Below are 21,358 nucleotides of genomic sequence, written 5' to 3'. Positions count from 1 at the left end.
GTTACGCGATCAGCAGGTCGGGACGCCACTCGATCCGGCGCCATGCGGCGGCGCCGGGCGCCGCCCCGTCAGGCATGCCGATGTCGCGATTGACACCCAGCCGCGGCACGTAGATCAGCCGGTCGCCCGCGAACAGCAGCGGCACGTCGCGTTGCCAGGCCGGCACCCCGCGCTCCTGGAACAGGTTCTTCAGCGTTCGGCCCGGGCCGCCCGGCGACGTCCGCATCCGTTCGCCACCGGCCCGGGGGCGCACCGCCAGCCGCGCACCGCGCAGCAGCTCCTCCGGCACCGCGTCGGCGCTGCCCGCGTCGGCGGGCGCAAACACGAACGTGCCGCGCCATCCCGGCAGGTGCCACACTTGCTGTCCGTCCCATGCGAGCGCCGCCTCCGGTTGCAGCGTACCCGTACCGTCGTCGGCCGGTTCGCTGCTGTCGCCGGCTTCCCAGTAGACGACATCGCGATAGAGCCGCAGGCACTGCCCCGCGTGATCGACGCGCAGCGCATGCGCGTCGTGCGCCGCGCGCAGTTGTCGCATCATGTTGGCGAGCCGGGCGGCCGACGCGCCCGGCAAACCGAGCCGGCGCATCCAGAAGCGCAGCAGGTTCGCGCCGCGCGTGTCGTCGAATCCGATCAGCGCGTCGCGCGACAGCGCCTGCCCGTCATCGCGCGCGGCGACGGCGAAATCCAGCTCGGCCAGATCGTCGAGCAGCCGCTGAGCCGCCGCCGCGTGCTGCGCCGCGCGACCGAGCGCATCGCGAAAGCCCGGGAAATGCACGGCCAGCGCCGGCAGCACGTCGACGCGCAGCGCATTGCGCGCATAGCGCGTGTCACCGTTCGATTCGTCGTCGATCCAGGCGAGCGCGTGCTGCTCCGCATAGCGCTCGAGTTGCGCGCGCAACAATCGCAGCAATGGGCGCACGCGCTCGATGCTCACGCCGTCGGGGCGATAACGCGGCGCCATCGCGGCAAGCCCCGCGATTCCCGCACCGCGCAACAGTTGCAGCAGCACCGTCTCGGCCTGATCGTCCGCATGTTGCGCGAGCCACAGCGCCGCCACGCCGTGGCGTTCGCCCATCGCGTCGAGCGCCGCGTAGCGACGCTCGCGCGCCGTCGCCTCGATACCGAGCCCGCTGTCGCGCGGCACGTCGACGCGCATCGATTCGAATGCGACGCCGAGCCGCGCCGCCTCCGCTTCGGCATGCGCGACCCATGCGTCGGCATTCGCGCTCAGGCCGTGATGCACGTGCAACGCGACGCAGCGCGATGCGCCCGCGACGCGCACGGCCGCATCGAGCAGCACCGTCGAATCGAGGCCGCCGCTGTAGGCGATCGCGATGCGCGCATCCGGCCGCAGGCCGGAAAGCGCAACGCCGACCGCGTCGAGGACGACACGGTCGGCGGAGAATTCGGTGGGCGGGATCACGAGCGGGACGCGCGCGCCGCGGCGCGCGCATTGAATACACGGCCGGTCATGCGCTCGGCGTGGTTTCCTTGAACTTGCCGTAGGCCATCAGGCGCTCGAAGCGGCGCTCGCGCAGCGCATCGATGCTCATGCCCTGGAACTGGCGCAGCGAATCGGCCAGCGCACGGCGCAGCAGCGCGGCCATGCCCTTCGGATCGCGATGCGCGCCGCCGAGCGGCTCGTTGATGATCTTGTCGATCAGGCCGAGCGCCTTCAGGCGGTGCGCGGTCAGGCCCAGCGCTTCCGCGGCTTCGGGCGCCTTCGCAGCGCTCTTCCACAGGATCGACGCGCAGCCTTCCGGCGAGATCACCGAGTAGGTCGAGAACTGCAGCATCATCACGGTATCGGCCACGGCGATCGCCAGCGCGCCGCCCGAACCGCCCTCGCCGATCACCGTCGTGATGATCGGCGTCTTCAGCTCGGCCATCACGTACAGGTTGCGACCGATCGCCTCCGACTGGCCGCGCTCTTCCGCGCCGATGCCCGGGTACGCGCCCGGCGTGTCGACGAACGTGAAGATCGGCAGCCCGAACTTCTCGGCCAGACGCATCAGGCGCTCGGCCTTCCGATAGCCTTCCGGACGCGGCATCCCGAAGTTGCGCGCGGCGCGCTCCTTCGTGTCGCGGCCCTTCTGGTGACCGATCACCATGCACGGATGGCCGCCGAAGCGCGCGAGACCGCCGACGATCGACAGGTCGTCCGCGAACGCGCGATCGCCATGCAGTTCGTGAAAATCGGTAAACAGTTCCGCGACGTAATCGAGCGTGTACGGACGCTGCGGGTGCCGCGCGATCTGCGAAACCTGCCACGGCGTCAGGTTCGCGTAGAGGTCCTTCGTCAGTTGCTGGCTTTTCTTCGACAGCCGCTCGATTTCTTCCGAAATATCGACAGCCGAGTCGTCCTGCACGAATCGCAGCTCTTCGATCTTGGCCTCGAGTTCGGCGATCGGCTGTTCGAAATCCAGAAACGTGGTCTTCATGTGTTCGAATCCTTGGGTCTTGCGGCAGCGCGTATTCTACCCGCGCGGGCGGCGCGCAAAACCGGCTCTCAACTATTGATGTTCAAAATTCGATAGCCTGCACTCAGGCGTCGGCGTCGGGCGCATCGAGGCTGCGCCACATGTACCAGGTCGCGACGGTGCGCCACGGCTCCCAGTTGGCCGCGACCTCGCGCGCCTCGCTGCGCGTGACGGGTTCGCCGCTGAAGTAATTGACGCTGATCGCACGGATCAGACCCGGGTCGTCGAGCGGCAGCACGTCCGGCCGCGACAGGTTGAAGATCAGGAACATCTCGGCGGTCCAGCGGCTGATGCCGCGGATCTGCGTGAGTTCCGCGATCACGTCCTCGTCGTCCATCGACGTCCATTTGTCGACGTGCAGCGCCCCCGACACGAAATGTTGCGCAAGATCGAGGATGTATTCCGTCTTGCGCTTCGACAGCCCGCACGCGATCAGCTTGTCCGCGCCGAGCCGGATCACCGGTTGCGGCGCGAGCTTCGGGCAGGCGTCCTCGATGCGCGCCCACAGCGACTGCGCGGACGGCACCGAAATCTGCTGGCCGACGACCGAGCGCGCGAGCGTGACGAACGGGTCGCCGCGTTTCACGAGATGCGCGGGACCGAACTTCGGAATCAGCTTCTTCAGGATCCGGTCGCGCTTGACGAGGTCCGCGCATGCCTTGTCCCAATAGGCGGGACGCACGACGACCTCCTCGCCCTCCGCTTCGGACGCACGTGTCTTGCGGGCCGCGTCGGCGGCCGGCGGCGCGGCCGCCGGCTGCGCATGACCGTTCAGCGCGCCGTTCGGCACGGCGCGCGTCGCGTCCGCCTTCGCCGCCGGTACGCGCTTGGCTGCCGGACGCGCGGCGACCGGGGTCGCGCGCCTGACCGGCGCTTTTCTGGCCGTTGCCATCTTGCCTCCTACCTGACGGATCGGTCAGTGGAACGCACCGCGCTCATACGCGACGCCATTCGGTCGATCCGCCCGGTTTGTCTTCAAGTGCGATGCCGGCTTCGAGCAATTCCGCCCGGATCCGGTCCGCTTCGGCATAGTCCTTCGCTTGCTTCGCCGCGACGCGCGCGGCGATCTTCGCTTCGATCTCGTCGGCCGCGAGCCCGCCCGCCTGCGCGGCGCCAGACGCCTGCTGCAGGAACGCGCGCGGTTCGCGGCCCAGCAGGCCGAGCAGGCCCGCCAGCTGTTTCAGTTGCCGTGCGAGCGACGCGTCGCGCGTGCGGTTGACTTCACCCGCCAGCTCGAACAGCGTCGCCACCGCGACCGGCGTGTTGAAATCGTCGTTCATCGCGGCCGCGAAACGCTGTGCGTGCGCCTCGTTCCAGTCGAGCGCGAGCGTGTCGGGCTCGACGTCCTTCAGCGCGGTGTACAGACGCGTGAGCGATGCGCGTGCATCGTCGAGATGCACGTCGCTGTAATTGAGCGGCGAACGGTAATGCGTGCGCACGATGAAGAAGCGCATGACTTCCGCGTCGTAACGCTCGAGTACTTCCCGGATCGTGAAGAAGTTGCCGAGCGATTTCGACATCTTCTCGTTGTCGACCTGCACGAAGCCGTTGTGCATCCAGTAATTGACGAACGTCTCGCCGGTCGCGCCCTCGCTCTGCGCGATCTCGTTCTCGTGGTGCGGGAATTGCAGATCCTGCCCGCCGCCGTGGATGTCGAAATGATCGCCGAGCAGCGAGCAGCCCATCGCCGAGCATTCGATGTGCCAGCCCGGGCGGCCCATCCCGTACTTCGACGCCCACGACGCGCCTTCCGGATCTTCCCGCTTCGCGCGCTTCCACAGCACGAAGTCGAGCGGATCCTGCTTCGCATCGTTCGCGGCGACGCGCTCGCCCGCGCGGAGATCGTCGAGCGACTTGCCCGACAGCTTCCCGTAGCTCGCGAACTTGCGCACCGAGTAATTGACGTCGCCATCGGCCGCCTGATACGCGTAGCCGTTCGTCTCGAGCGTCTCGATCATGCCGAGCATCTGCGCAATGAACTGCGTCGCGCGCGGCTCGATGTCGGGCCGCTGGATGCCGAGCGCGGCTTCATCCTCGTGCATCGCGCCGATGAAGCGATCGGTCAGCGACTTGATCGTCTCGCCGTTCTCGACCGCGCGGCGGATGATCTTGTCGTCGATGTCGGTGATGTTGCGCACGTACGTGACCCGGTAGCCGATCGCACGCAGCCAGCGCTGGACGAGGTCGAACACGACCAGCATGCGCGCGTGGCCCACGTGACAATAGTCGTAGACGGTGATCCCGCATACGTACATCCGCACTTCGCCGGACTGGCGCGGCACGAAGACTTGCTTGTCACGCGCGAGCGTGTTGTAGATGCGCAGTGATTCCATAGAGATGAACCGTGAGCCGAAGGAAACCGCCCTGGCGAAGCTCGCCCAGCATGTGAAACGGACGGACCATCTGCTGCGGCGCCGGGCCGCGCGTCCTCGTTATCACATGGGGCGGTCAGGCTGCAAGCACAGCGGTGACGGCCACGAGAGGCTAAGAAAGACTGTCTGCCGCTCGCCGGAACGCGCAGACGTTTTGTTAGAATGGCTCGGAGTATAACATTCCGATTTACGCCTATGAAACCTCATCGCGGCCGCGCGCCGAGCGCTGCGACCCTCGTTGCGACCACCGTCATGGGCGTCGCGCTGACGCTTTTCGCGGCACCCGCGGCGCATGCGCAGAAAGCCCCGGCGGTCGCCGACGGCACGCCCGAAATCGACGCGTCGATCGGCGGCAAGCAGTGGAAGCAGGCGCTCGCGCAGCTCGACGCGCGCATCGCGTCGAACCCGCACGACGTGCAGGCGCAGTTCAAGCGCGGCACCGTGCTGGCCCGCCTGAACCGCGACGACGACGCGATCCAGCAGTTCGTCGCGATCACGCAGGCGTACCCCGAGCTGCCCGAGCCGTACAACAACCTCGCGGCGCTCTACGCGAAGCACGGCCGCTATGACGAAGCGCGCACCGCGCTCGTCACCGCGACGCAGTCGAACCCGAGCTACACGCTCGCGTACGAGAACCTCGGCGATCTCTACCTGCGCCTCGCGGCCGAATCGTACAAGCGCGCGCAATCGCTCGGCCGCACGAGCGGCGCGACCGCGCAGCGCCTCGCCGATCTGCAGAAAATCGTGTCGCCGTCGAAAGCCGCGCCGAACGCGCGCGCGACGACGCCCGCCACGCGCGATTACAGCGAGCGCGCCGCCGCGAACGTGAGCACCACCACGCTGCCGATGTCGCCGACGTTCCAGTTCAGCGGTCCGTCGGGCGCACTGGCGGCGCCGTACGTCGCGCCGTCGCGCTAAGCGGCGCGGCCTTCCTTCCCTCCCAACCTGAGGATCGCAATGAAACGTCTGTTGCTGGCGCTTGGCGGCGCCGCCCTTCTCGCGACCGCGCCCGCATTCGCGCAATCGGCCACCGCGCACCCCGTCGTGCAGCTGAAGACCTCGCAGGGCGACATCCGCGTCGAGCTCTACCCGGAGAAGGCGCCGAAGTCGGTCGCCAACTTCCTCGATTACGTGAAGGCCGGCCAGTACAACGGCACGATCTTCCATCGCGTGATCAAGGGCTTCATGATCCAGGGCGGCGGCTACAAGACCAACTTCGAGGAAAAGCCGACCCGCGCGCCGATCCCGCTGGAGAGCCGCAATGGTCTGAAGAACCTGACGGGCACGATCGCGATGGCCCGCACGAGCGACCCGAATTCGGCCACCGCGCAGTTCTTCATCAATACTGTCGACAACGGCGGCCTCGACTACCCGAACCCGGACGGCAACGGCTATGCGGTGTTCGGCAAGGTCGTGTCGGGACTCGACGTCGTGAAGAAGATCGAAGGCGTGGCGACGACCTCGCGCGGCCCGATGCAGGACGTACCGGCGCAACCGGTCGTGATCGAATCGGCGAGCATCGTCTCGAAGTAAGCACCTGCCGGCACGTCCGGCGCCTCACGCGGCCGCGTCGCACGACCGGCCGCGTGCCATTTAAACTGCCTCACCGAAGGAATTCATCATGGTTGAACTGCACACGAACCACGGCGTGATCAAGCTCGAGCTCGACGCCGCGAAGGCACCGAAGACGGTCGAGAACTTCCTGAACTACGTGAAGAAGGGCCATTACGACGGCACCGTGTTCCATCGCGTGATCAACGGCTTCATGATCCAGGGCGGCGGCTTCGAGCCGGGCCTGAAGCAGAAGCCGACCGACGCGCCGATCGACAACGAGGCGAACAACGGCCTGAAGAACAACAACTACACGATCGCGATGGCGCGCACGAACGATCCGCACTCGGCGACCGCCCAGTTCTTCATCAACGTGAACGACAACGACTTCCTGAACCACTCGTCGCCGACGCCGCAGGGCTGGGGCTACGCGGTGTTCGGCAAGGTCGTCGAAGGCCAGGACGTGGTCGACAAGATCAAGGGCGTCAAGACGGGCAACGCCGGCTTCCATCAGGACGTGCCGACCGACGACGTCGTGATCGAAAAGGCCGTGGTGGTCTGACGCACCCGCCGTTACGGAGGCACTTCGATGTTGCAGGAGAGTCCGCCGCGAAGCGTCTCCGCGGGCGTGCCGGGCGAGCGCGAGTACGCGCAAGCCGCACGCCCGTTCCTGTTTCTGTCCGATCTGCACCTGAGCGAGGCGATTCCGAAGACGGTCGCCGCGTTCGAGCATTTCGTCAAATACACCGCCGACAGCGCCGATTCGGTGTTCATCCTCGGCGACCTGTTCGAATACTGGATCGGCGACGACGTCCTCGACGACGATCCGTTCGCCGCACGCATGGCCGCGCTGATGCACACGTTCTCGGAACGCGGCATCGCGCTCTACGTGATGCACGGCAACCGCGATTTCCTGCTCGGCCGGCGCTTCATGAAGGCCGCCGGCGCGATGCTGCTGCCCGACCCTTCGCTGATCATGGCGTTCGGCCAGCGCATCGTGCTCGCGCACGGCGACGCGCAATGCACGGCCGACCGCGGCTACCAGGTGTTCCGTCGCTTCGCGCGCAACCGCGTCGCGCAATGGCTGTTTCTCGCGTGGCCGTTCCGGTGGCGCCGCGCGCTGGCGCAGCGCATGCGCTCGAGCAGCGAAGCGGGCCGCATGCGCCCTGCGTCGGCCATCTACGACGTCACGCAAGAAGGCGTGGCCGCGCTGTTCCGGAAGAGCCGCGCGAGCGTGATCATTCACGGCCACACGCACCGCCCCGCGCGCCACGCGGAGCCGGGCGGGATCCGCTGGGTGCTGCCCGACTGGGATCTCGATCACGGCACGCCGCGCGGCGGCTACCTGCGCGTCGACGCGGAAGGCATCCACCCGATGCCGCTCGACTGACGCCGCCGCTGCTATCGCACTGACGGCAGCGATCGGTGTCGATCGCGTTCGTTACGTCTGGCGTTCGACCGTCTTGCCTTCGAGCACCGCCGACAGCCTGCGCAGGTCGAGGCGCGCCGCGTCGGCGCCCTGCAGCGTTTCCAGATGCGTGCCGAGCCGCTCGAGCGCCGCGACGATCTCGTCGACGCGGCGGCTTTCCTTCGCCGCGTGATCGATCAGACCGTGAATCGCGAGCGACATCGGATCGTCGGCGTTCGGCGTGATCCCGTATGCGCTGAACGCCGCACGCTCGGCCTGCGGCTTCGGCTGCGCCGGCATCACGATGCGCGCCGGGTTGCCCACCGCCGTGCCCCCCGCCGGCACCGGCTTGACGACCACCGCGTTCGAGCCGATCTTCGCGCCCGCGCCGACCGTGAAACCGCCAAGCACCTTCGCGCCGGCACCGACGATCACGCCGGCCTCGAGCGTCGGGTGGCGCTTCGCGCCGCGCGTGAGCGACGTACCGCCCAGCGTCACGCCCTGATAGATCGTGCAGTCGTCGCCGATGATCGCCGTCTCGCCGATCACGACACCCATGCCGTGATCGATGAACACGCGCCGGCCAATCGTCGCGCCGGGATGGATCTCGATTCCGGTCAGGAACCGGCCGGCCTGCGACACGAACCGCGCGAGCCAGTAGCGTTTCGCGCGCCAGCATGCGTGCGCGAATCGGTGCAGCACGAGCGCGTGCAGCCCCGGATAACAGGTCAGCACTTCCCACGCACTGCGAGCGGCGGGATCCCGCTCGCGAATCGTTGCAACGTCTTCGCGCAGTCTCGTGAACATGATGTGGTCTGGGAAAAGGCCGGCGCGCATCGCCGGCAATGCCGGCCGTTATCGCACCGGGTCATTTGCTTATGATGTCCGGCGATTGTAGGGCCAGTCGCGCGCGGCCGCACGCGGCCGCGCGTTCACCCCGCCGTCGGCGCGGGTATTCGACCGGGACGCTTGCCGTGGCGGCGTTTGCAGGGTGGGTCGGTCGGAGAAATAGAAGCTTCGACGCTTCCGGTGGGTCGAGGCACGGCCTGCCACCGGATTCCCCGCGCCCGGCAATCGGAGCGTCGGCCGCTTACGCGTCGCCGCCCGGCTTGCCCGACTTCAGCAGGATGTGCTTCGCGATGCCGCGCAGGATATTGACCTCCTCGCGCTCGAGGCCGGTGCGCGCGAACAGGCGCCGCAGCCGCGGCATCAGCTTCTTCGGATTGCGCGGATCGAGGAAGTCGAGCGCGATCAATGCGTTCTCGAGGTGCACGTACATCCGCTCGATCTCGTCGCTCTGCGCGAGCGTGCCGGCTTCGGCCGGCGGCTGCGCCGACGGCTCGCTCGCCTGCTCGAGAAACGCGACGCGCAACTCGTACGCGAGCACCTGCACGGCCTGCGCGAGGTTCAGCGAACTGTAGGCCGGGTTGGCCGGAATATGCGCGAGCGCGCTGCATTGGTCGACATGCTCGTTCGCGAGACCGGTGCGCTCGTTGCCGAACACGAGCGCGATGTCGCCCGCGCCGACCTGCGCGCTCGCCTGCGCGGCGGCCGCGCGCGGTGCAAGACGCGGCGGCCCGTATTCGCGCGTGCGCGCGGTCAACGCGATCGACCAGTGAACGCCGGACAGCGCTTCGCCGAGCGTCGGCACGACATGCGCGGACGCGAGGACGTCGTCCGCGCCGCTGGCCATCGCGATCGCCTCGGGGTCGCGCTGCACGTGCGGCACGCGCGGCGCGACCAGCACGAGGCGCGAGAAGCCCATCGTCTTCAGCGCGCGGGCAGCCGCCCCGACGTTGCCGGGATGGCTCGGCTCGACGAGCACGAAGCGGGTGGACGTGAAGCCGCCGGACGGCGGCGCGGACGAGGCTGCGCCCGATTCGGACGGCGCGGCGGTGTTCTGCGGGGTTTCCACTACGATACGACTCGGTTCATCAGAATGGCCGTATGGTATCGCCATCGCCCGCGCAAACCCACTCGTCCGGACGGCCAGTGGGGGTTTCCCCGCATGCCGGTCGCCTGAAACCGCCGAAAATCGGGTAAAATCATGCCTTTACGCGTTGCGCCCGGCGCAGCGCGGGTCGTACCCCGCTCTTTGTCAATTCGCGTCTCACCTCGCCCCGGCACGCTTGCGCCGTTCCGGGCGGTTGTCCCACTTCGTGGCGGCCCCGTGCCGCCGGCTACAGGATCCAGGCTCATGCATCCCATGCTCAACATTGCTGTCAAGGCTGCGCGCCGCGCCGGACAGATCATCAATCGCGCGTCCCTCGATCTCGACCTGATCGAGATCCGCAAGAAGCAGCAGAACGACTTCGTCACCGAAGTGGACAAGGCCGCCGAAGACGCGATCATCGAGACGCTGAAGACCGCCTACCCCGATCACGCGATCCTCGCGGAGGAATCGGGCGAATCGGAGAACGAATCCGAATTCAAGTGGATCATCGATCCGCTCGACGGCACGACCAACTTCATCCACGGCTTCCCGTACTACTGCGTCTCGATCGCGCTCGAGCACAAGGGCGTCGTCACGCAGGCCGTCGTCTACGATCCGAACAAGAACGACCTGTTCACGGCCACCCGCGGCCGCGGCGCGTACCTGAACGACCGCCGCATCCGCGTCGGCCGCCGCGACCGCCTGTCGGACGCGCTGGTCGGCACGGGCTTCCCGTTCCGCGAGAAGGACGGCCTCGACGCCTACGCGCGCCTCTTCACCGAAATGACGCAGGCCTGCACGGGCCTGCGCCGCCCGGGCGCGGCGGCGCTCGATCTCGCGAACGTCGCGGCCGGCCGCCTCGACGCGTTCTTCGAGCAAGGCATCAACGTGTGGGACATGGCGGCGGGCAGCCTGCTGATCACGGAGGCCGGCGGCCTCGTCGGCAACTACACGGGCGACGCCGATTTCCTGCACCGCCACGAGATCGTCGCCGCGAACCCGAAGATCTACGCGCAGATGATCCCGATCCTGAACCGCTACAGCCGCGTGCATCCGGCAGCGGAGTAAGCCCGGGCCGCGCCCGCGTGGCGCGGCTTTCGCGCAAACCGCTCGCGCGGCATCGTCACGATGGCGCGCCGATCGTCTGGCGCACGGATAAATCTTCCGTGCACACGGATCGCTTCGTGCGCCTATCCTGAAGTTGCTCGCGCGGCGCGTGCGGGTCGGCGTATTGCCGCTCGCTCCGCTTCTGCCGCAACGACGGCGAATGGTTTGCGTCCGGCATGCGCGCGCGGCGAACGAGGCCGCCAGCATGCCGGCCCCGCCTGTATCAACACCGCCACGGCGCCGTGGCAATCGCATCCGAGTCCCCATGTTACGGCTAAGCGAAATCAAACTCCCCCTCGACCACCCCGAGAGCGCACTCGAGGCCGCGATTCGCGCGCGCCTCGCTGAGCTCGGCGTGGCGCCAGACGGGTTGCTCCGTTACACCGTGTTCCGCCGCGCGCACGACGCGCGCAAGCGTGCCGACATCAAGCTCACGTATATCGTCGACGTCGAAGTCAAGGACGAGGCGGCCGCGCTCGAGCGCATCGCCGGCAAGCCGCATTGCGGCGTGACGCCCGACATGACGTACCACTTCGTCACCAAGGCGCCCGAGCACGCCGATTTCCTGCGCCCGGTCGTCATCGGCATGGGCCCGTGCGGGCTGTTCGCAGGGCTGATCCTCGCGCAGATGGGGTTCCGTCCGATCATCCTCGAACGCGGCAAGGCCGTGCGCGAGCGCACCAAGGACACCTTCGGCCTGTGGCGCAAGAGCGTGCTCAATCCCGAATCCAACGTGCAGTTCGGCGAAGGCGGCGCGGGAACGTTTTCCGACGGCAAGCTGTACAGCCAGATCAAGGATCCGAACCACTATGGCCGCAAGGTGCTGGACGAATTCGTCAAGGCCGGCGCACCCGACGACATCCTGTACCTGAGCCGCCCGCACATCGGCACGTTCCGCCTCGTCAGCATGGTGGAAAAAATGCGCGCGTCGATCCACGAACTCGGCGGCGAAGTGCGCTTCGAAACCCGTGTCGACGACATCGAAATCGACCAGGGCAAGGTGCGCGCGCTCAAGCTGTCGAACGGGGAAACATTGCGGTGCGACCGCGTGGTGCTGGCCGTGGGCCACAGCGCGCGCGATACGTTCCAGATGCTGCACGACCGCGGCGTCTATATCGAAGCCAAGCCGTTCTCGCTCGGGTTCCGGATCGAGCATCCGCAAGGCGTGATCGATCGCAGCCGCTTCGGCAAGTTCGCGGGCCACAAGCAGCTCGGCGCAGCCGACTACAAGGTGGTCCACCACGCAAGCAACGGGCGCGCGGTCTACAGCTTCTGCATGTGCCCGGGCGGCACGGTGGTCGCCGCGACCTCGGAGCCCGGCCGCGTGGTCACCAACGGAATGAGCCAGTATTCCCGCGCCGAGCGCAATGCGAACGCGGGCATCGTCGTCGGCATCACGCCGGACGACTATCCGGGCGGCCCGCTCGCCGGCATCGCGTTCCAGCGTAAATGGGAAACGCGCGCGTTCGAACTCGGCGGCGGCGATTACCGCGCGCCCGGCCAGCTGGTCGGCGACTTCATCGCGGGCCGGCCGTCGACGTCGCTCGGTGCGGTGGAGCCGTCGTACAAGCCCGGCGTGACGCCGACCGATCTCAGTACCGCGCTGCCGGACTACGTGATCGAAGCGATCCGCGAAGCGCTGCCCGAGATCGACAAGAAGATCGCCGGCTTCGCGATGCACGATGCCGTGCTCACCGGCGTGGAGACGCGTACGTCGTCGCCGATCCGGATTCGGCGCAAGGACGACTACCAGAGCATGAACGTCGAAGGCCTGTATCCGGCCGGCGAAGGCGCCGGCTATGCCGGCGGCATCTATTCGGCGGCGATCGACGGTATCGAAGTCGCGCAAGCGGTCGCGCTCAGCCTGACGTCGGGGCACGCGTCCTGATTAGCGGCACGGGGTCGGCGCGCGCAGGCTCGCCAGCCGAGCGCCGCCGGGCCCGCCCCGCTCGTTGCAACGCTTCGGAAGGGCGAAAGACGCGCCGCCCACGGCCATGCGCCCTTCTTCGGTGCCTCGTGGGAAGCGCTCGCGAGCGACCGCGCGAACTCGGCTGCCGCTGCAAGACAGCGCCGGCAGTCGACCAAACGGCCAACTTCGCGCGTTCACGTCGATGCCACTGGTAAACTCGGGCAACCCAAGCAACAACTTCATGCCTGACCTATGACCACGCTGTCGCCCGAAGCCTTCGCAGGCCACACTCCGATGATGCAGCAGTACCTGCGCCTTATCTGACGCGGGTCAGCGAAAAAAACCTACGCCAAGACTTACGCCTGCTGTTTTGAGAAGCCATTAGCTCAGTCCATCAAGAATCTAGATTCTGGACAAACCCACGGCCGGCCATTACCGATGAAGAAGATGTAGCGAGTGCCTCGTTCTGAAATCGAATTTCTAGCATCCGGCCTTCGCAAGAAACGAATTTTAACCGCCTTAGCAACAACACCCACCTCTGCTTTCAGGGTTGCACTTTCCGGGCTTCCTTCGACTGCTTCAAGGCGACCAAATCTGTATCCAATTGCCATGTAGAAGTGGGCAACCGCGACAACGAATAAGCAAATACCCGCGCCCCCAAACGCTACTCCTCCTACTGAATCACCAGTGATGCCAAAGTACGCAATAGTGCGCTCCAATGCATAGCTACCCAGCAAGGTAGATCCCAGGCCCATGATCGCGTAAGCATTTGCGCGTGACTCTGGTCTCATTTGTAGCCTCACTGAACCGTGATTGATAATTTCAAGAAGCACACCGCCCCCTGATGCGTCCCTGGCTATCGACGAACCCAAACAGTCATAATCTAGGCGATCTAGCAGAGTCGTCCAACGGGAAGTGGTCGCGTTGCGCGTTGTCGCCCCCCTTTCACTCGGACGCTTCCTCGATAGCCTTCAAAATTATTTGCTGCTCGTCAATTACACTCTCATCTCCGGAAAAGCGGGACATTTCCATATGTCCATCGTCGAACACGTCGATCTCGATACGCTCGCCTGGCACAGTTATGGAAATCAGAATGGTGTCCGGGCGATGCCGGCCCAATGTATAAAAGAGGCGGCGTTCGTCCAGGTTGCTAAGCAATTCGTACAAAGGATGCGTCATATATCCTCCGTCACGGTCAGCAGATCACGACAAAGCCGAAAATGACGCGGTAGATCGATTCGTTCACGTAGCGGTCTCCGGTCGACATATCGAGGAAATGGACAGAACGTCCGATGCTCGATCAATGAACCCCTACAGTCACAATCTAGACTGTCGACCGCAACTGGCGTGTCGGGGTTAGCACTATGTGGCGGGTTGTGCCCGCAGCGCTACGCGCGTGAGGCAGGACAGGCCCCTGACGCTGCCGAGTCCCCCTACAGCTGGCCAAACGGCCAACTTCGCGCGTTCACGTCGAAGCCACTGGTAAACTCGGGCAACCCAAGCAACAACTTCATGCCTGACCTATGACCACGCTGTCGCCCGAAGCCTTCGCAGGCCACACTCCAATGATGCAGCAGTACCTGCGCATCAAGGCCGATCATCCGGACACGCTCGTCTTCTACCGGATGGGCGACTTCTACGAGCTGTTCTTCGAGGATGCGGAAAAAGCGGCACGCCTGCTCGACCTGACCCTCACGCAGCGCGGCGCGTCGGCCGGCACGCCGATCAAGATGGCCGGCGTCCCGCATCACGCGGTCGAGCAATATCTGGCGAAGCTCGTGAAGATGGGCGAATCGGTCGCGATCTGCGAGCAGATCGGCGATCCGGCCACGTCGAAGGGCCCGGTGGAGCGCAAGGTCGTGCGCGTCGTCACGCCCGGCACGCTGACCGATGCCGCGCTGCTGTCCGACAAGAACGACGTCTACCTGCTCGCGATGTGCACCGGCCACAACAAGCGCGGCGTCGCGGTCAACATCGGCCTCGCGTGGCTGAACCTCGCGAGCGGTGCGCTGCGGCTCGCCGAAATCGAGCCCGAGCAGCTCGCCGCCGCGCTCGAACGCATCCGGCCGGCCGAAATCCTGACGCCTGACGGGGCAACCGACGCCATTCCCGCCGGCGCGGGCGCAACCAAGCGCGTGCCGGCCTGGCACTTCGACATCGCATCGGGCACGCAGCGTCTGTGCGACCAGCTCGACGTCGCGAGCCTCGACGGTTTCGGCGCGCATTCGCTGACGAGTGCGTGCGGCGCGGCCGGCGCGCTGCTGCTTTATGCCGCGGCCACGCAAGGCCAGCAACTGCGGCACGTGCGCAGCCTGAAGGTCGAGAACGAAACCGAATACATCGGGCTCGATCCGGCCACGCGCCGCAATCTCGAACTGACCGAGACGCTGCGCGGCACCGAGTCGCCCACGCTGTATTCGCTGCTCGACACCTGCTGCACGACGATGGGCAGCCGCCTGCTGCGTCACTGGCTGCATCATCCGCCGCGCGCATCGGTCGCCGCGCAGTCGCGCCAGCAGGCAATCGGCGCGCTGCTCGATGCGCCGGCCAGCGCGAGCCTCGATGCGCTGCGCAGCGCACTGCGCCAGATCGCCGACGTCGAACGGATCACCGGGCGGCTCGCGCTGCTGTCCGCGCGCCCGCGCGACCTGTCGAGCCTGCGCGACACGTTCGCCGCGCTGCCGGCGCTGCGCGAGCGCATCGGCGCGATCGTCGCGAACGCGGATGCGCTCGCGCGCGTCGACGCGGCGCTCGCGCCGCCCGCCGAATGCCTCGACCTGCTGACGAGCGCGATCGCCACCGAGCCGGCCGCGATGGTGCGCGACGGCGGCGTGATCGCGCGCGGCTACGATGCCGAGCTCGACGAGCTGCGCGACATTTCGGAGAACTGCGGGCAGTTCCTGATCGACCTCGAAGCGCGCGAGCGCGCGCGCACCGGCATCGCGAACCTGCGCGTCGAATACAACAAGGTGCACGGCTTCTACATCGAGGTCACGCGCGGCCAGACCGACAAGGTGCCCGACGACTACCGCCGCCGCCAGACGCTGAAGAACGCCGAGCGCTACATCACGCCGGAACTGAAGACCTTCGAGGACAAGGCGCTGTCCGCGCAGGAACGCGCATTGGCGCGCGAGCGCGCGCTGTACGACTCGGTGCTGCAGGCGCTGCTGCCGTTCATCCCCGAATGCCAGCGCGTCGCCTCGGCCCTCGCCGAGCTCGACCTGCTCGCCGCCTTCGCCGAACGTGCACGCGCGCTCGACTGGGTCGCGCCCACCTTCACCGACGAGATCGGCATCGAAATCGAACAGGGGCGCCATCCGGTCGTCGAAGCGCAGGTCGAGCAGTTCATCGCGAACGACTGCCGGTTCGGCCCCGAGCGCAAGCTGTTGTTGATCACCGGGCCGAACATGGGCGGTAAGTCGACGTTCATGCGGCAGACCGCACTGATCGCGCTGATGGCGTACGTCGGCAGCTACGTGCCGGCGAAGTCCGCGTGCTTCGGCCCGATCGACCGGATCTTCACGCGCATCGGCGCGGCCGACGATCTCGCGGGCGGCCGCTCGACCTTCATGGTCGAGATGACCGAGGCCGCGGCGATTCTCAACGACGCGACGCCGCAAAGCCTGGTGCTGATGGACGAGATCGGCCGCGGCACGTCGACCTTCGACGGCCTCGCGCTCGCCTGGGCCATCGCGCGCCACCTGCTGGCGCACAACGCGTGCTACACGCTGTTCGCGACGCACTACTTCGAGCTGACGCAACTGCCGGCCGAATTCCCGCAAGCGGCCAACGTCCATCTGTCGGCGGTCGAGCACGGCCACGGCATCGTGTTCCTGCACGCGGTCAACGAAGGCCCGGCGAACCAGAGCTACGGTCTTCAGGTCGCGCAGCTCGCGGGCGTCCCGGCGCCGGTGATCCGCGCCGCACGCAAGCACCTCGCGTATCTCGAACAGCAGTCGGCCTCCCAGCACACGCCGCAACTCGATCTCTTCAGCGCGCCGCCGGCGGCCGTCGACGATCTCGAATGCGCGGATGCGCCGGCGCTGCCCGACACGCCGCACCCGGCGCTCGAAAAACTGCGCGACATCGATCCCGACGATCTCAAGCCGCGCGAGGCGCTCGACCTGCTGTACGAACTGCGCACGCTGGTCCGGTCGCACGATGCCGACGGGCACGCGTAAGCGCATTGCGCGGGGCCTGCCGGCCCGCGCCGCCGCCGCGCTCGTCGCGGCGGTTCTTGCGTTCGCGCAGGCCGGTGCGCTGGCCGCGCCGCCCAAGCGCAGCGCCGCGCCCTATTCGTTCGCGGTCGTGTCGGGCGTCATCAACGCCCCGGCGGACGAACCGGCCGCGCAGCGGCTGCTCGATGCGATCGCACGGGAGCGCAACCTCGCGTTCGTCGTCTATGCGGGCGATCTCAAAGGCTCGAAGGAAGCATGCCGCGACACGCTGTATTCGCAGCGCGGCGCGATCCTGGATTCGGCGCGCGTGCCGCTCGTGTTCATTCCCGGCCACGACGACTGGATCGCCTGCAACACCGCGGCGGGAGGCGGCTACGACCCGGTCGAGCGGCTCGATTTCCTCCGGCAGACGCTGCTCGCCGATTCCGCGCTGCCCGACCCGCGTGCGCTGCAGATTACGCGGGAGAGCGAAGTCGCACGGTTTCGGCCGTATCGCGAGAACGCACGCTGGATGCGCGACGACATCGTCTACGTCGCGCTCAACGTGCCGGCGCCGAACAACCATTATTTGACGGCGGGCGGCCGCAACGGCGAATTCGAGGACCGCGTGATCGCGAACAGCTTCTGGATCGACCACGCGGCCGAATATGCGAAGCGGCGCGAAGCGCGCGCGATGGTCGTGATTTTCGAAGGCGATCCGCAGTTCGAACGCTATGAACGCTCGGAGCGCTTCGCGTGGCTGCGCTTCAACCGGCCGCGCGTGCGCGACGGCTTCCGCGAGCTGAAACGAACGCTGGTGAAGGCCGCGGGGGCGTTCCGGGGCCCGATACTGGTGGTGCACGCGAGCGGCGAACCGCTGGCGAACGGCTTTCTGATCGACCGTCCGCTGCATGGCGACGACGGTAAGCTGGTAGGAAACGTGACGCGCGTCGCGATCGGACCGCGCCATCCGGGGAATCAGTGGGTGAAGGTAAGCGTATCGCCGGCACGGCAGACGATCTTCAACGTGAGCCTGCAGGAAGTACCGAAGAATCTGCCGGTGCCGCCCACGCTGCCGCTCGTGCCGCGCGACGACGTGCCGCTGCCGCAGATGCCGGAAATCCCCGCGCTGCCGGCGCTGCCCGATGCGTCGTCGGTCGCGCCGCCGTTGCAGGGCGACGGCGCCGCACCGGGCGGCGCGTCGTGGCCGGCACCGCCCCCTGCATCGGGGCCGGTGCCGGGCCTGCCGGCAAGCTCAGTGCAGGGTGCGCCCTGACGGCGCTTCGCCGTCTTCGTCGTCGTCCTCGTCGAGGATCTCGAGCCCTTCCGCGCCATGCGCGTGCTCGTGCTCGATTTCGTCTTCGGTGGCTTCGCGCACGTCCTTCACGGTCAGCGCGAAACGCAGCGCCATGCCCGCCAGCGGGTGGTTGCCGTCGAGCACGACCTTGTCTTCGGCGATATCGGTGACCGTATAGATCAGCGAGTCGACTTCCTCGTCACCGTCTTCCGGCGTGCCTTCGAACTGCATGCCCACTTCGAGCGGCTCGGGAAAACGGTCGCGCGGCTCGATCTTCACGAGTTCGGGATCGTAGTCGCCGAACGCGTCCTGCGGCTCGAGCTGGATCTGCGCCTGGTAGCCCGCCTCGTGGCCGTCGAGCTGTTCCTCGATCTTGGGGAACGTGCCATCATAGCCGCCGTGCAGATAGACCATCGGCTCGTCGCTTTCCTCGATCAGGTTGCCCTGTGTGTCCGACAGCTTGTAAGTGACCGACACGACGGTGTTTTTTGCGATTTTCATCCAATTCTCCCAAATACAAGTCTCATTATACGATGCGCAACCGGTCTCAAGCCGAACCGCGGCAAGCCGCTGCCGCCCCGCTCGGCGCGCCGCCCACCGATCTTCCCACGCCGCTGCTCGGCGGCCTTACGCCGGCGCAATTCATGCGCGGCTACTGGCAAAAGAAGCCGCTGCTGATCCGCCAGGCGATTCCCGGCGTCGCGTCGCCGGTCACGCGCGATGCATTGTTCGAGCTCGCCGCCGACTATGACGCGGAATCGCGATTGATCACCCATTTTCGTAACAAGTGGCAACTGGCGCACGGTCCGTTCGAGCCCGACGCGCTGCCCGCCGTTACGCGCAAATCCTGGACCCTGCTCGTGCAGGGGCTCGATCTGCACGTCGACGCGGCGCGCGCGCTGCTCGACCGCTTCCGCTTCATCCCCGACGCGCGGCTGGACGACCTGATGATCTCGTACGCGACGGACGGGGGCGGCGTCGGCCCGCACTTCGATTCGTATGACGTATTCCTGCTGCAGGTCGAGGGCCGGCGCCGCTGGCGGGTCGGCGCGCAGAAGGATCTGTCGCTGCAGCCGGACGTGCCGCTGAAGATCCTCGAAAACTTCGAGCCGAGCGACGAATGGGTGCTGGAGCCCGGCGACATGCTGTATTTGCCACCGCACATCGCGCATGACGGCGTCGCCGAGGGCGAGTGCATGACCTGCTCGATCGGCTTCCGGGCCCCGTCCGCGGGCGAGCTGGGCGCCCAGTTCCTGTACTACCTTGCGGAGCGCGGCGGCCTGCGCGACGCGGGCGGCGACGATCTCTACCGCGATCCGAAGCAGCCGGCCGTCGATGCGCCCGCGCAACTGCCGCCGGCCATGGTCGAACGTGTCGCCGAGATCGTCGACGCGATCCGCTGGCGCAAGCGCGACGTCGCCGAATTCCTCGGCTGCTACCTGAGCGAGCCCAAATCGAACGTCGTTTTCGACCCGCCCGAGCGCCCGCTGTCCGAGGCGGCGTTCGTCACGCAGGCATCACGCCGTGGCGTGCGTCTCGACAGAAGGGCCGCATTGATGTATAACGCGCGCTCGTACTTCATTAATGGCGAGGAAGGACCACTCGAGCAAGCCGGTGAATGGCTGCCCGAACTGGCCAATCAACGCCAGATGGAGGCGAAACGGTTTGTAACACTATCCCGGGTTCCCTCGATGACAGCCTTGTTGCACGAGTGGTATCGTGCGGGCTGGATACGGGTCGGATGCCGGAATTAGTGTGAGTCGCCCCGTATGCCCGTACAGATCAAATTCTGTATGGGAAAGACAACGTATTGACCCCGCATTTGTCGACGGTCGATAGGAAAGTGCATATAATTTCCGCCCAAGCCGTAGGGAAGATTCACGCTCTAAGAAGTGCATCTCCACCAGCGGCCCAGGTCGGTGTTGGAGCACATTACCGGTATTGTTTCGCGCTGTTGCTTACCTTTAACCATAAAAGGACGTGATCATGAAGAAATCCCTCCTCGTAGCTTCCCTGTTGGCTGCTGTTGCACTGGCTGCTTGCAACAAGAGCGCTGATCAAGCTGCTTCGTCGGCTGCAAGCGACGCGGCTGCTGCTGCTTCGTCGGCTGCTTCGGCAGTTGCTGGTGCTGCGAGCGACGCTTCGGCTGCTGCTTCGTCGGCAACGGCTGCTGCGAGCGACGCTGCTGCTGCAGTGGCGTCGGCTGCTTCGGCAGCGACGGCTGCTCCGGCTTCGGGCGCAAGCCAGTAAGCCTTCAGCGTCAGCTGAAAAAAAACCGGCCCGAGGGCCGGTTTTTTTACGTCTGCCGCTTTGGAATCGAGCGCCCAGCAGTCGCTTCGGGCCGCCGCGGCGGCCCCGCGCTGCTCATCCGAGCGTCAACCAGTCGAAACCCGCGTCCTGCGAGGCCACGATCACGTCTTCCCCGTCCGTCCCGAGCACGCCGCCAAACGCCTGGCGAGCCAGTTCCGGCAGATTGTTCTGCTGGCTCAGATGGGCCGCGACCAGGTGCTGGAGACGGCTGCGTTCGAGCGACGCGAGGATGTCGGCCGCCGCGTCGTTGCTTAGGTGGCCGTGGTTGCCGCCGATCCGCGCCTTCAGCGACTGCGGATAGCGGCTGGCGGCCAGCATCGCGGTATCGTGGTTGGATTCGAGCACCAGCGCGTCACAGCCGCTCAGGACGGCCGTGATGTGCGGCGTGGCCATCCCGACGTCCGTCAGCACGCCGAGCCGTCGGCTTCCGTCCATGAACACGAACTGGAGCGGTTCCCGCGCATCGTGGGGAACCGTATAGGGCATCACGGCCAGATCGCGTATCGCGGCCGTCTCGTCGCCCCACAGCACGTGCAGATCGACATCGGCCTCGTCCGCGCCGACCGCGCGCGCGGTGCCCCAGCTCATGTAGAGCGGCAGCGACGCGCGGCGCGCGAGCGTCAGCGCGCTGCCGACGTGGTCGCTGTGTTCGTGGGTAATGAGGATCGCATCGAGATCGGCGATGCAGAGATTCAGTCGGCCGAGCCGGCGCTCGACCTCCTTGGCGGAAAAGCCGCAGTCGAGCAGCACGCGGGTGGTCGTCGTGCCGCTCGAGGCCTCGACGACCAGCGCGTTGCCTTCGCTGCCGCTTCCGAGGCTGGCGAATCGCACGCG

Annotated in this window: 20 protein-coding genes and 1 pseudogene; 11 read left to right on the top strand and 10 right to left on the bottom strand. The window is 66.7% G+C overall.

Features of this window, described 5'->3' with window-relative positions; genetic code table 11:
- Window position 1: 1 nt before the first annotated feature.
- From tilS to cysS, 4 genes are all read right to left on the bottom strand, one after another.
- Window positions 2–1,423 (bottom strand): tRNA lysidine(34) synthetase TilS, encoded by a 1,422-nt coding sequence (gene tilS / locus C5F75_RS07610; protein WP_059583391.1) that lies wholly within the window; start codon window positions 1,421–1,423, stop codon window positions 2–4.
- A 46-nt stretch (window positions 1,424–1,469) separates the two neighbouring features.
- Window positions 1,470–2,441 carry an acetyl-CoA carboxylase carboxyltransferase subunit alpha gene (locus C5F75_RS07605; protein ID WP_059583390.1) on the bottom strand — a complete coding sequence of 324 codons (972 nt, stop codon included), beginning with the start codon at window positions 2,439–2,441 and terminating at the stop codon, window positions 1,470–1,472.
- 103 nt (window positions 2,442–2,544) lie between these two features.
- Window positions 2,545–3,372, bottom strand: a complete 828-nt coding sequence (locus tag C5F75_RS07600; protein ID WP_059583387.1) for a DNA-3-methyladenine glycosylase family protein — start codon at window positions 3,370–3,372, stop codon at window positions 2,545–2,547.
- A 43-nt stretch (window positions 3,373–3,415) separates the two neighbouring features.
- Complete coding sequence (gene cysS, locus C5F75_RS07595) at window positions 3,416–4,813, bottom strand: cysteine--tRNA ligase (RefSeq protein WP_059583386.1); 1,398 nt, start codon at window positions 4,811–4,813, stop codon at window positions 3,416–3,418.
- Window positions 4,814–5,047: 234 nt separating this feature from the next.
- Here cysS and C5F75_RS07585 point away from each other — a divergent pair, with 234 nt between their 5' ends.
- The 4 genes from C5F75_RS07585 (at window position 5,048) to C5F75_RS07570 (ending at window position 7,793) form a co-directional block, all read left to right on the top strand.
- Window positions 5,048–5,770 carry a tetratricopeptide repeat protein gene (locus C5F75_RS07585; RefSeq protein ID WP_181035386.1) on the top strand — a complete coding sequence of 241 codons (723 nt, stop codon included), beginning with the start codon at window positions 5,048–5,050 and terminating at the stop codon, window positions 5,768–5,770.
- 39 nt (window positions 5,771–5,809) lie between these two features.
- Window positions 5,810–6,385: a peptidylprolyl isomerase gene (locus C5F75_RS07580; RefSeq protein WP_059583382.1), complete on the top strand. Its 576-nt coding sequence runs from the start codon at window positions 5,810–5,812 to the stop codon at window positions 6,383–6,385.
- Window positions 6,386–6,473: 88 nt separating this feature from the next.
- A complete protein-coding gene (locus C5F75_RS07575; protein WP_059583381.1) occupies window positions 6,474–6,965 on the top strand; it encodes a peptidylprolyl isomerase in 492 nt (163 codons plus the stop codon).
- Window positions 6,966–6,992: 27 nt separating this feature from the next.
- Window positions 6,993–7,793: a UDP-2,3-diacylglucosamine diphosphatase gene (locus tag C5F75_RS07570; protein WP_089464936.1), complete on the top strand. Its 801-nt coding sequence runs from the start codon at window positions 6,993–6,995 to the stop codon at window positions 7,791–7,793.
- Between the two features lie 51 nt (window positions 7,794–7,844).
- Here C5F75_RS07570 and cysE read toward each other — a convergent pair whose 3' ends face one another.
- Window positions 7,845–8,618: a serine O-acetyltransferase gene (gene cysE / locus C5F75_RS07565; RefSeq protein ID WP_059583378.1), complete on the bottom strand. Its 774-nt coding sequence runs from the start codon at window positions 8,616–8,618 to the stop codon at window positions 7,845–7,847.
- 283 nt (window positions 8,619–8,901) lie between these two features.
- Window positions 8,902–9,726 (bottom strand): RNA methyltransferase, encoded by an 825-nt coding sequence (locus C5F75_RS07560; RefSeq protein WP_104012030.1) that lies wholly within the window; start codon window positions 9,724–9,726, stop codon window positions 8,902–8,904.
- 282 nt (window positions 9,727–10,008) lie between these two features.
- On the opposite strand from C5F75_RS07560, the gene C5F75_RS07555 reads away from it, so the two are divergent.
- Both C5F75_RS07555 and C5F75_RS07550 read left to right on the top strand, forming a co-directional pair.
- On the top strand, window positions 10,009–10,812 hold the full coding sequence (locus C5F75_RS07555) for an inositol monophosphatase family protein (RefSeq protein ID WP_059608913.1): 804 nt from the start codon (window positions 10,009–10,011) through the stop codon (window positions 10,810–10,812).
- A gap of 304 nt (window positions 10,813–11,116) precedes the next feature.
- Window positions 11,117–12,739 carry an NAD(P)/FAD-dependent oxidoreductase gene (locus tag C5F75_RS07550; RefSeq protein ID WP_060310075.1) on the top strand — a complete coding sequence of 541 codons (1,623 nt, stop codon included), beginning with the start codon at window positions 11,117–11,119 and terminating at the stop codon, window positions 12,737–12,739.
- A 407-nt stretch (window positions 12,740–13,146) separates the two neighbouring features.
- Here the strand turns inward: C5F75_RS07550 and C5F75_RS36205 are convergent, their stop codons facing one another.
- Window positions 13,147–13,593 carry a hypothetical protein gene (locus tag C5F75_RS36205; protein WP_146075173.1) on the bottom strand — a complete coding sequence of 149 codons (447 nt, stop codon included), beginning with the start codon at window positions 13,591–13,593 and terminating at the stop codon, window positions 13,147–13,149.
- A 112-nt stretch (window positions 13,594–13,705) separates the two neighbouring features.
- Window positions 13,706–13,939 carry a hypothetical protein gene (locus tag C5F75_RS07540; RefSeq protein ID WP_059583372.1) on the bottom strand — a complete coding sequence of 78 codons (234 nt, stop codon included), beginning with the start codon at window positions 13,937–13,939 and terminating at the stop codon, window positions 13,706–13,708.
- Window positions 13,940–14,283: 344 nt separating this feature from the next.
- Between C5F75_RS07540 and mutS the strand changes: the two genes are divergently transcribed.
- Both mutS and C5F75_RS07530 read left to right on the top strand, forming a co-directional pair.
- Window positions 14,284–16,941 carry a DNA mismatch repair protein MutS gene (gene mutS / locus C5F75_RS07535; RefSeq protein WP_059583370.1) on the top strand — a complete coding sequence of 886 codons (2,658 nt, stop codon included), beginning with the start codon at window positions 14,284–14,286 and terminating at the stop codon, window positions 16,939–16,941.
- Window positions 16,922–18,193: a hypothetical protein gene (locus tag C5F75_RS07530; protein ID WP_181035384.1), complete on the top strand. Its 1,272-nt coding sequence runs from the start codon at window positions 16,922–16,924 to the stop codon at window positions 18,191–18,193. The genes mutS and C5F75_RS07530 overlap by 20 nt, the downstream gene beginning before the upstream one ends.
- Here C5F75_RS07530 and C5F75_RS07525 read toward each other — a convergent pair.
- On the bottom strand, window positions 18,173–18,715 hold the full coding sequence (locus C5F75_RS07525) for an FKBP-type peptidyl-prolyl cis-trans isomerase (RefSeq protein ID WP_059643952.1): 543 nt from the start codon (window positions 18,713–18,715) through the stop codon (window positions 18,173–18,175). The two genes, C5F75_RS07530 and C5F75_RS07525, sit on opposite strands and share 21 nt — an antisense overlap.
- Before the next feature lie 32 nt (window positions 18,716–18,747).
- Here C5F75_RS07525 and C5F75_RS07520 point away from each other — a divergent pair, with 32 nt between their 5' ends.
- The 3 genes and pseudogenes from C5F75_RS07520 to C5F75_RS37020 all read left to right on the top strand — a co-directional run bounded on the left by C5F75_RS07520 (window position 18,748) and on the right by C5F75_RS37020 (window position 20,464).
- Window positions 18,748–19,968, top strand: a complete 1,221-nt coding sequence (locus C5F75_RS07520) for a cupin domain-containing protein (RefSeq protein WP_104012028.1) — start codon at window positions 18,748–18,750, stop codon at window positions 19,966–19,968.
- A 56-nt stretch (window positions 19,969–20,024) separates the two neighbouring features.
- Window positions 20,025–20,271 (top strand): annotated as a pseudogene (locus tag C5F75_RS37495) (hypothetical protein).
- Window positions 20,201–20,464 (top strand): hypothetical protein, encoded by a 264-nt coding sequence (locus C5F75_RS37020; protein ID WP_021162672.1) that lies wholly within the window; start codon window positions 20,201–20,203, stop codon window positions 20,462–20,464. The pseudogene C5F75_RS37495 and the gene C5F75_RS37020 overlap by 71 nt, the downstream one beginning before the upstream one ends.
- 114 nt (window positions 20,465–20,578) lie before the next feature.
- Here C5F75_RS37020 and C5F75_RS07505 read toward each other — a convergent pair whose 3' ends face one another.
- On the bottom strand, window positions 20,579–21,355 hold the full coding sequence (locus C5F75_RS07505; protein ID WP_059583365.1) for an MBL fold metallo-hydrolase: 777 nt from the start codon (window positions 21,353–21,355) through the stop codon (window positions 20,579–20,581).
- Between the last annotated feature and the right edge of the window lie 3 nt (window positions 21,356–21,358).

The sequence above is a fragment of the Burkholderia anthinoferrum genome (genome assembly GCF_002925705.1).
GTDB lineage: Bacteria > Pseudomonadota > Gammaproteobacteria > Burkholderiales > Burkholderiaceae > Burkholderia > Burkholderia semiarida.
This window is presented reverse-complemented; position numbering and strand designations above follow the sequence as displayed.

What these genes read in the sequence shown, in the direction of transcription:
- C5F75_RS07570 (WP_089464936.1), top strand. Translation starts at nt 6,993, where the DNA reads ATGTTGCAGGAGAGTCCGCCGCGAAGCGTCTCCGCGGGCGTGCCGGGC.
- C5F75_RS07530 (WP_181035384.1), top strand. Translation starts at nt 16,922, where the DNA reads ATGCCGACGGGCACGCGTAAGCGCATTGCGCGGGGCCTGCCGGCCCGC.
- C5F75_RS07575 (WP_059583381.1), top strand. Translation starts at nt 6,474, where the DNA reads ATGGTTGAACTGCACACGAACCACGGCGTGATCAAGCTCGAGCTCGAC.
- C5F75_RS37020 (WP_021162672.1), top strand. Translation starts at nt 20,201, where the DNA reads ATGAAGAAATCCCTCCTCGTAGCTTCCCTGTTGGCTGCTGTTGCACTG.
- C5F75_RS07525 (WP_059643952.1), bottom strand. Translation starts at nt 18,715, where the DNA reads ATGAAAATCGCAAAAAACACCGTCGTGTCGGTCACTTACAAGCTGTCG.
- C5F75_RS07600 (WP_059583387.1), bottom strand. Translation starts at nt 3,372, where the DNA reads ATGGCAACGGCCAGAAAAGCGCCGGTCAGGCGCGCGACCCCGGTCGCC.
- cysE (WP_059583378.1), bottom strand. Translation starts at nt 8,618, where the DNA reads ATGTTCACGAGACTGCGCGAAGACGTTGCAACGATTCGCGAGCGGGAT.
- cysS (WP_059583386.1), bottom strand. Translation starts at nt 4,813, where the DNA reads ATGGAATCACTGCGCATCTACAACACGCTCGCGCGTGACAAGCAAGTC.
- C5F75_RS07555 (WP_059608913.1), top strand. Translation starts at nt 10,009, where the DNA reads ATGCATCCCATGCTCAACATTGCTGTCAAGGCTGCGCGCCGCGCCGGA.
- C5F75_RS07520 (WP_104012028.1), top strand. Translation starts at nt 18,748, where the DNA reads ATGCGCAACCGGTCTCAAGCCGAACCGCGGCAAGCCGCTGCCGCCCCG.
- C5F75_RS07550 (WP_060310075.1), top strand. Translation starts at nt 11,117, where the DNA reads ATGTTACGGCTAAGCGAAATCAAACTCCCCCTCGACCACCCCGAGAGC.
- C5F75_RS07585 (WP_181035386.1), top strand. Translation starts at nt 5,048, where the DNA reads ATGAAACCTCATCGCGGCCGCGCGCCGAGCGCTGCGACCCTCGTTGCG.
- C5F75_RS07580 (WP_059583382.1), top strand. Translation starts at nt 5,810, where the DNA reads ATGAAACGTCTGTTGCTGGCGCTTGGCGGCGCCGCCCTTCTCGCGACC.
- C5F75_RS07605 (WP_059583390.1), bottom strand. Translation starts at nt 2,441, where the DNA reads ATGAAGACCACGTTTCTGGATTTCGAACAGCCGATCGCCGAACTCGAG.
- mutS (WP_059583370.1), top strand. Translation starts at nt 14,284, where the DNA reads ATGACCACGCTGTCGCCCGAAGCCTTCGCAGGCCACACTCCAATGATG.
- C5F75_RS07540 (WP_059583372.1), bottom strand. Translation starts at nt 13,939, where the DNA reads ATGACGCATCCTTTGTACGAATTGCTTAGCAACCTGGACGAACGCCGC.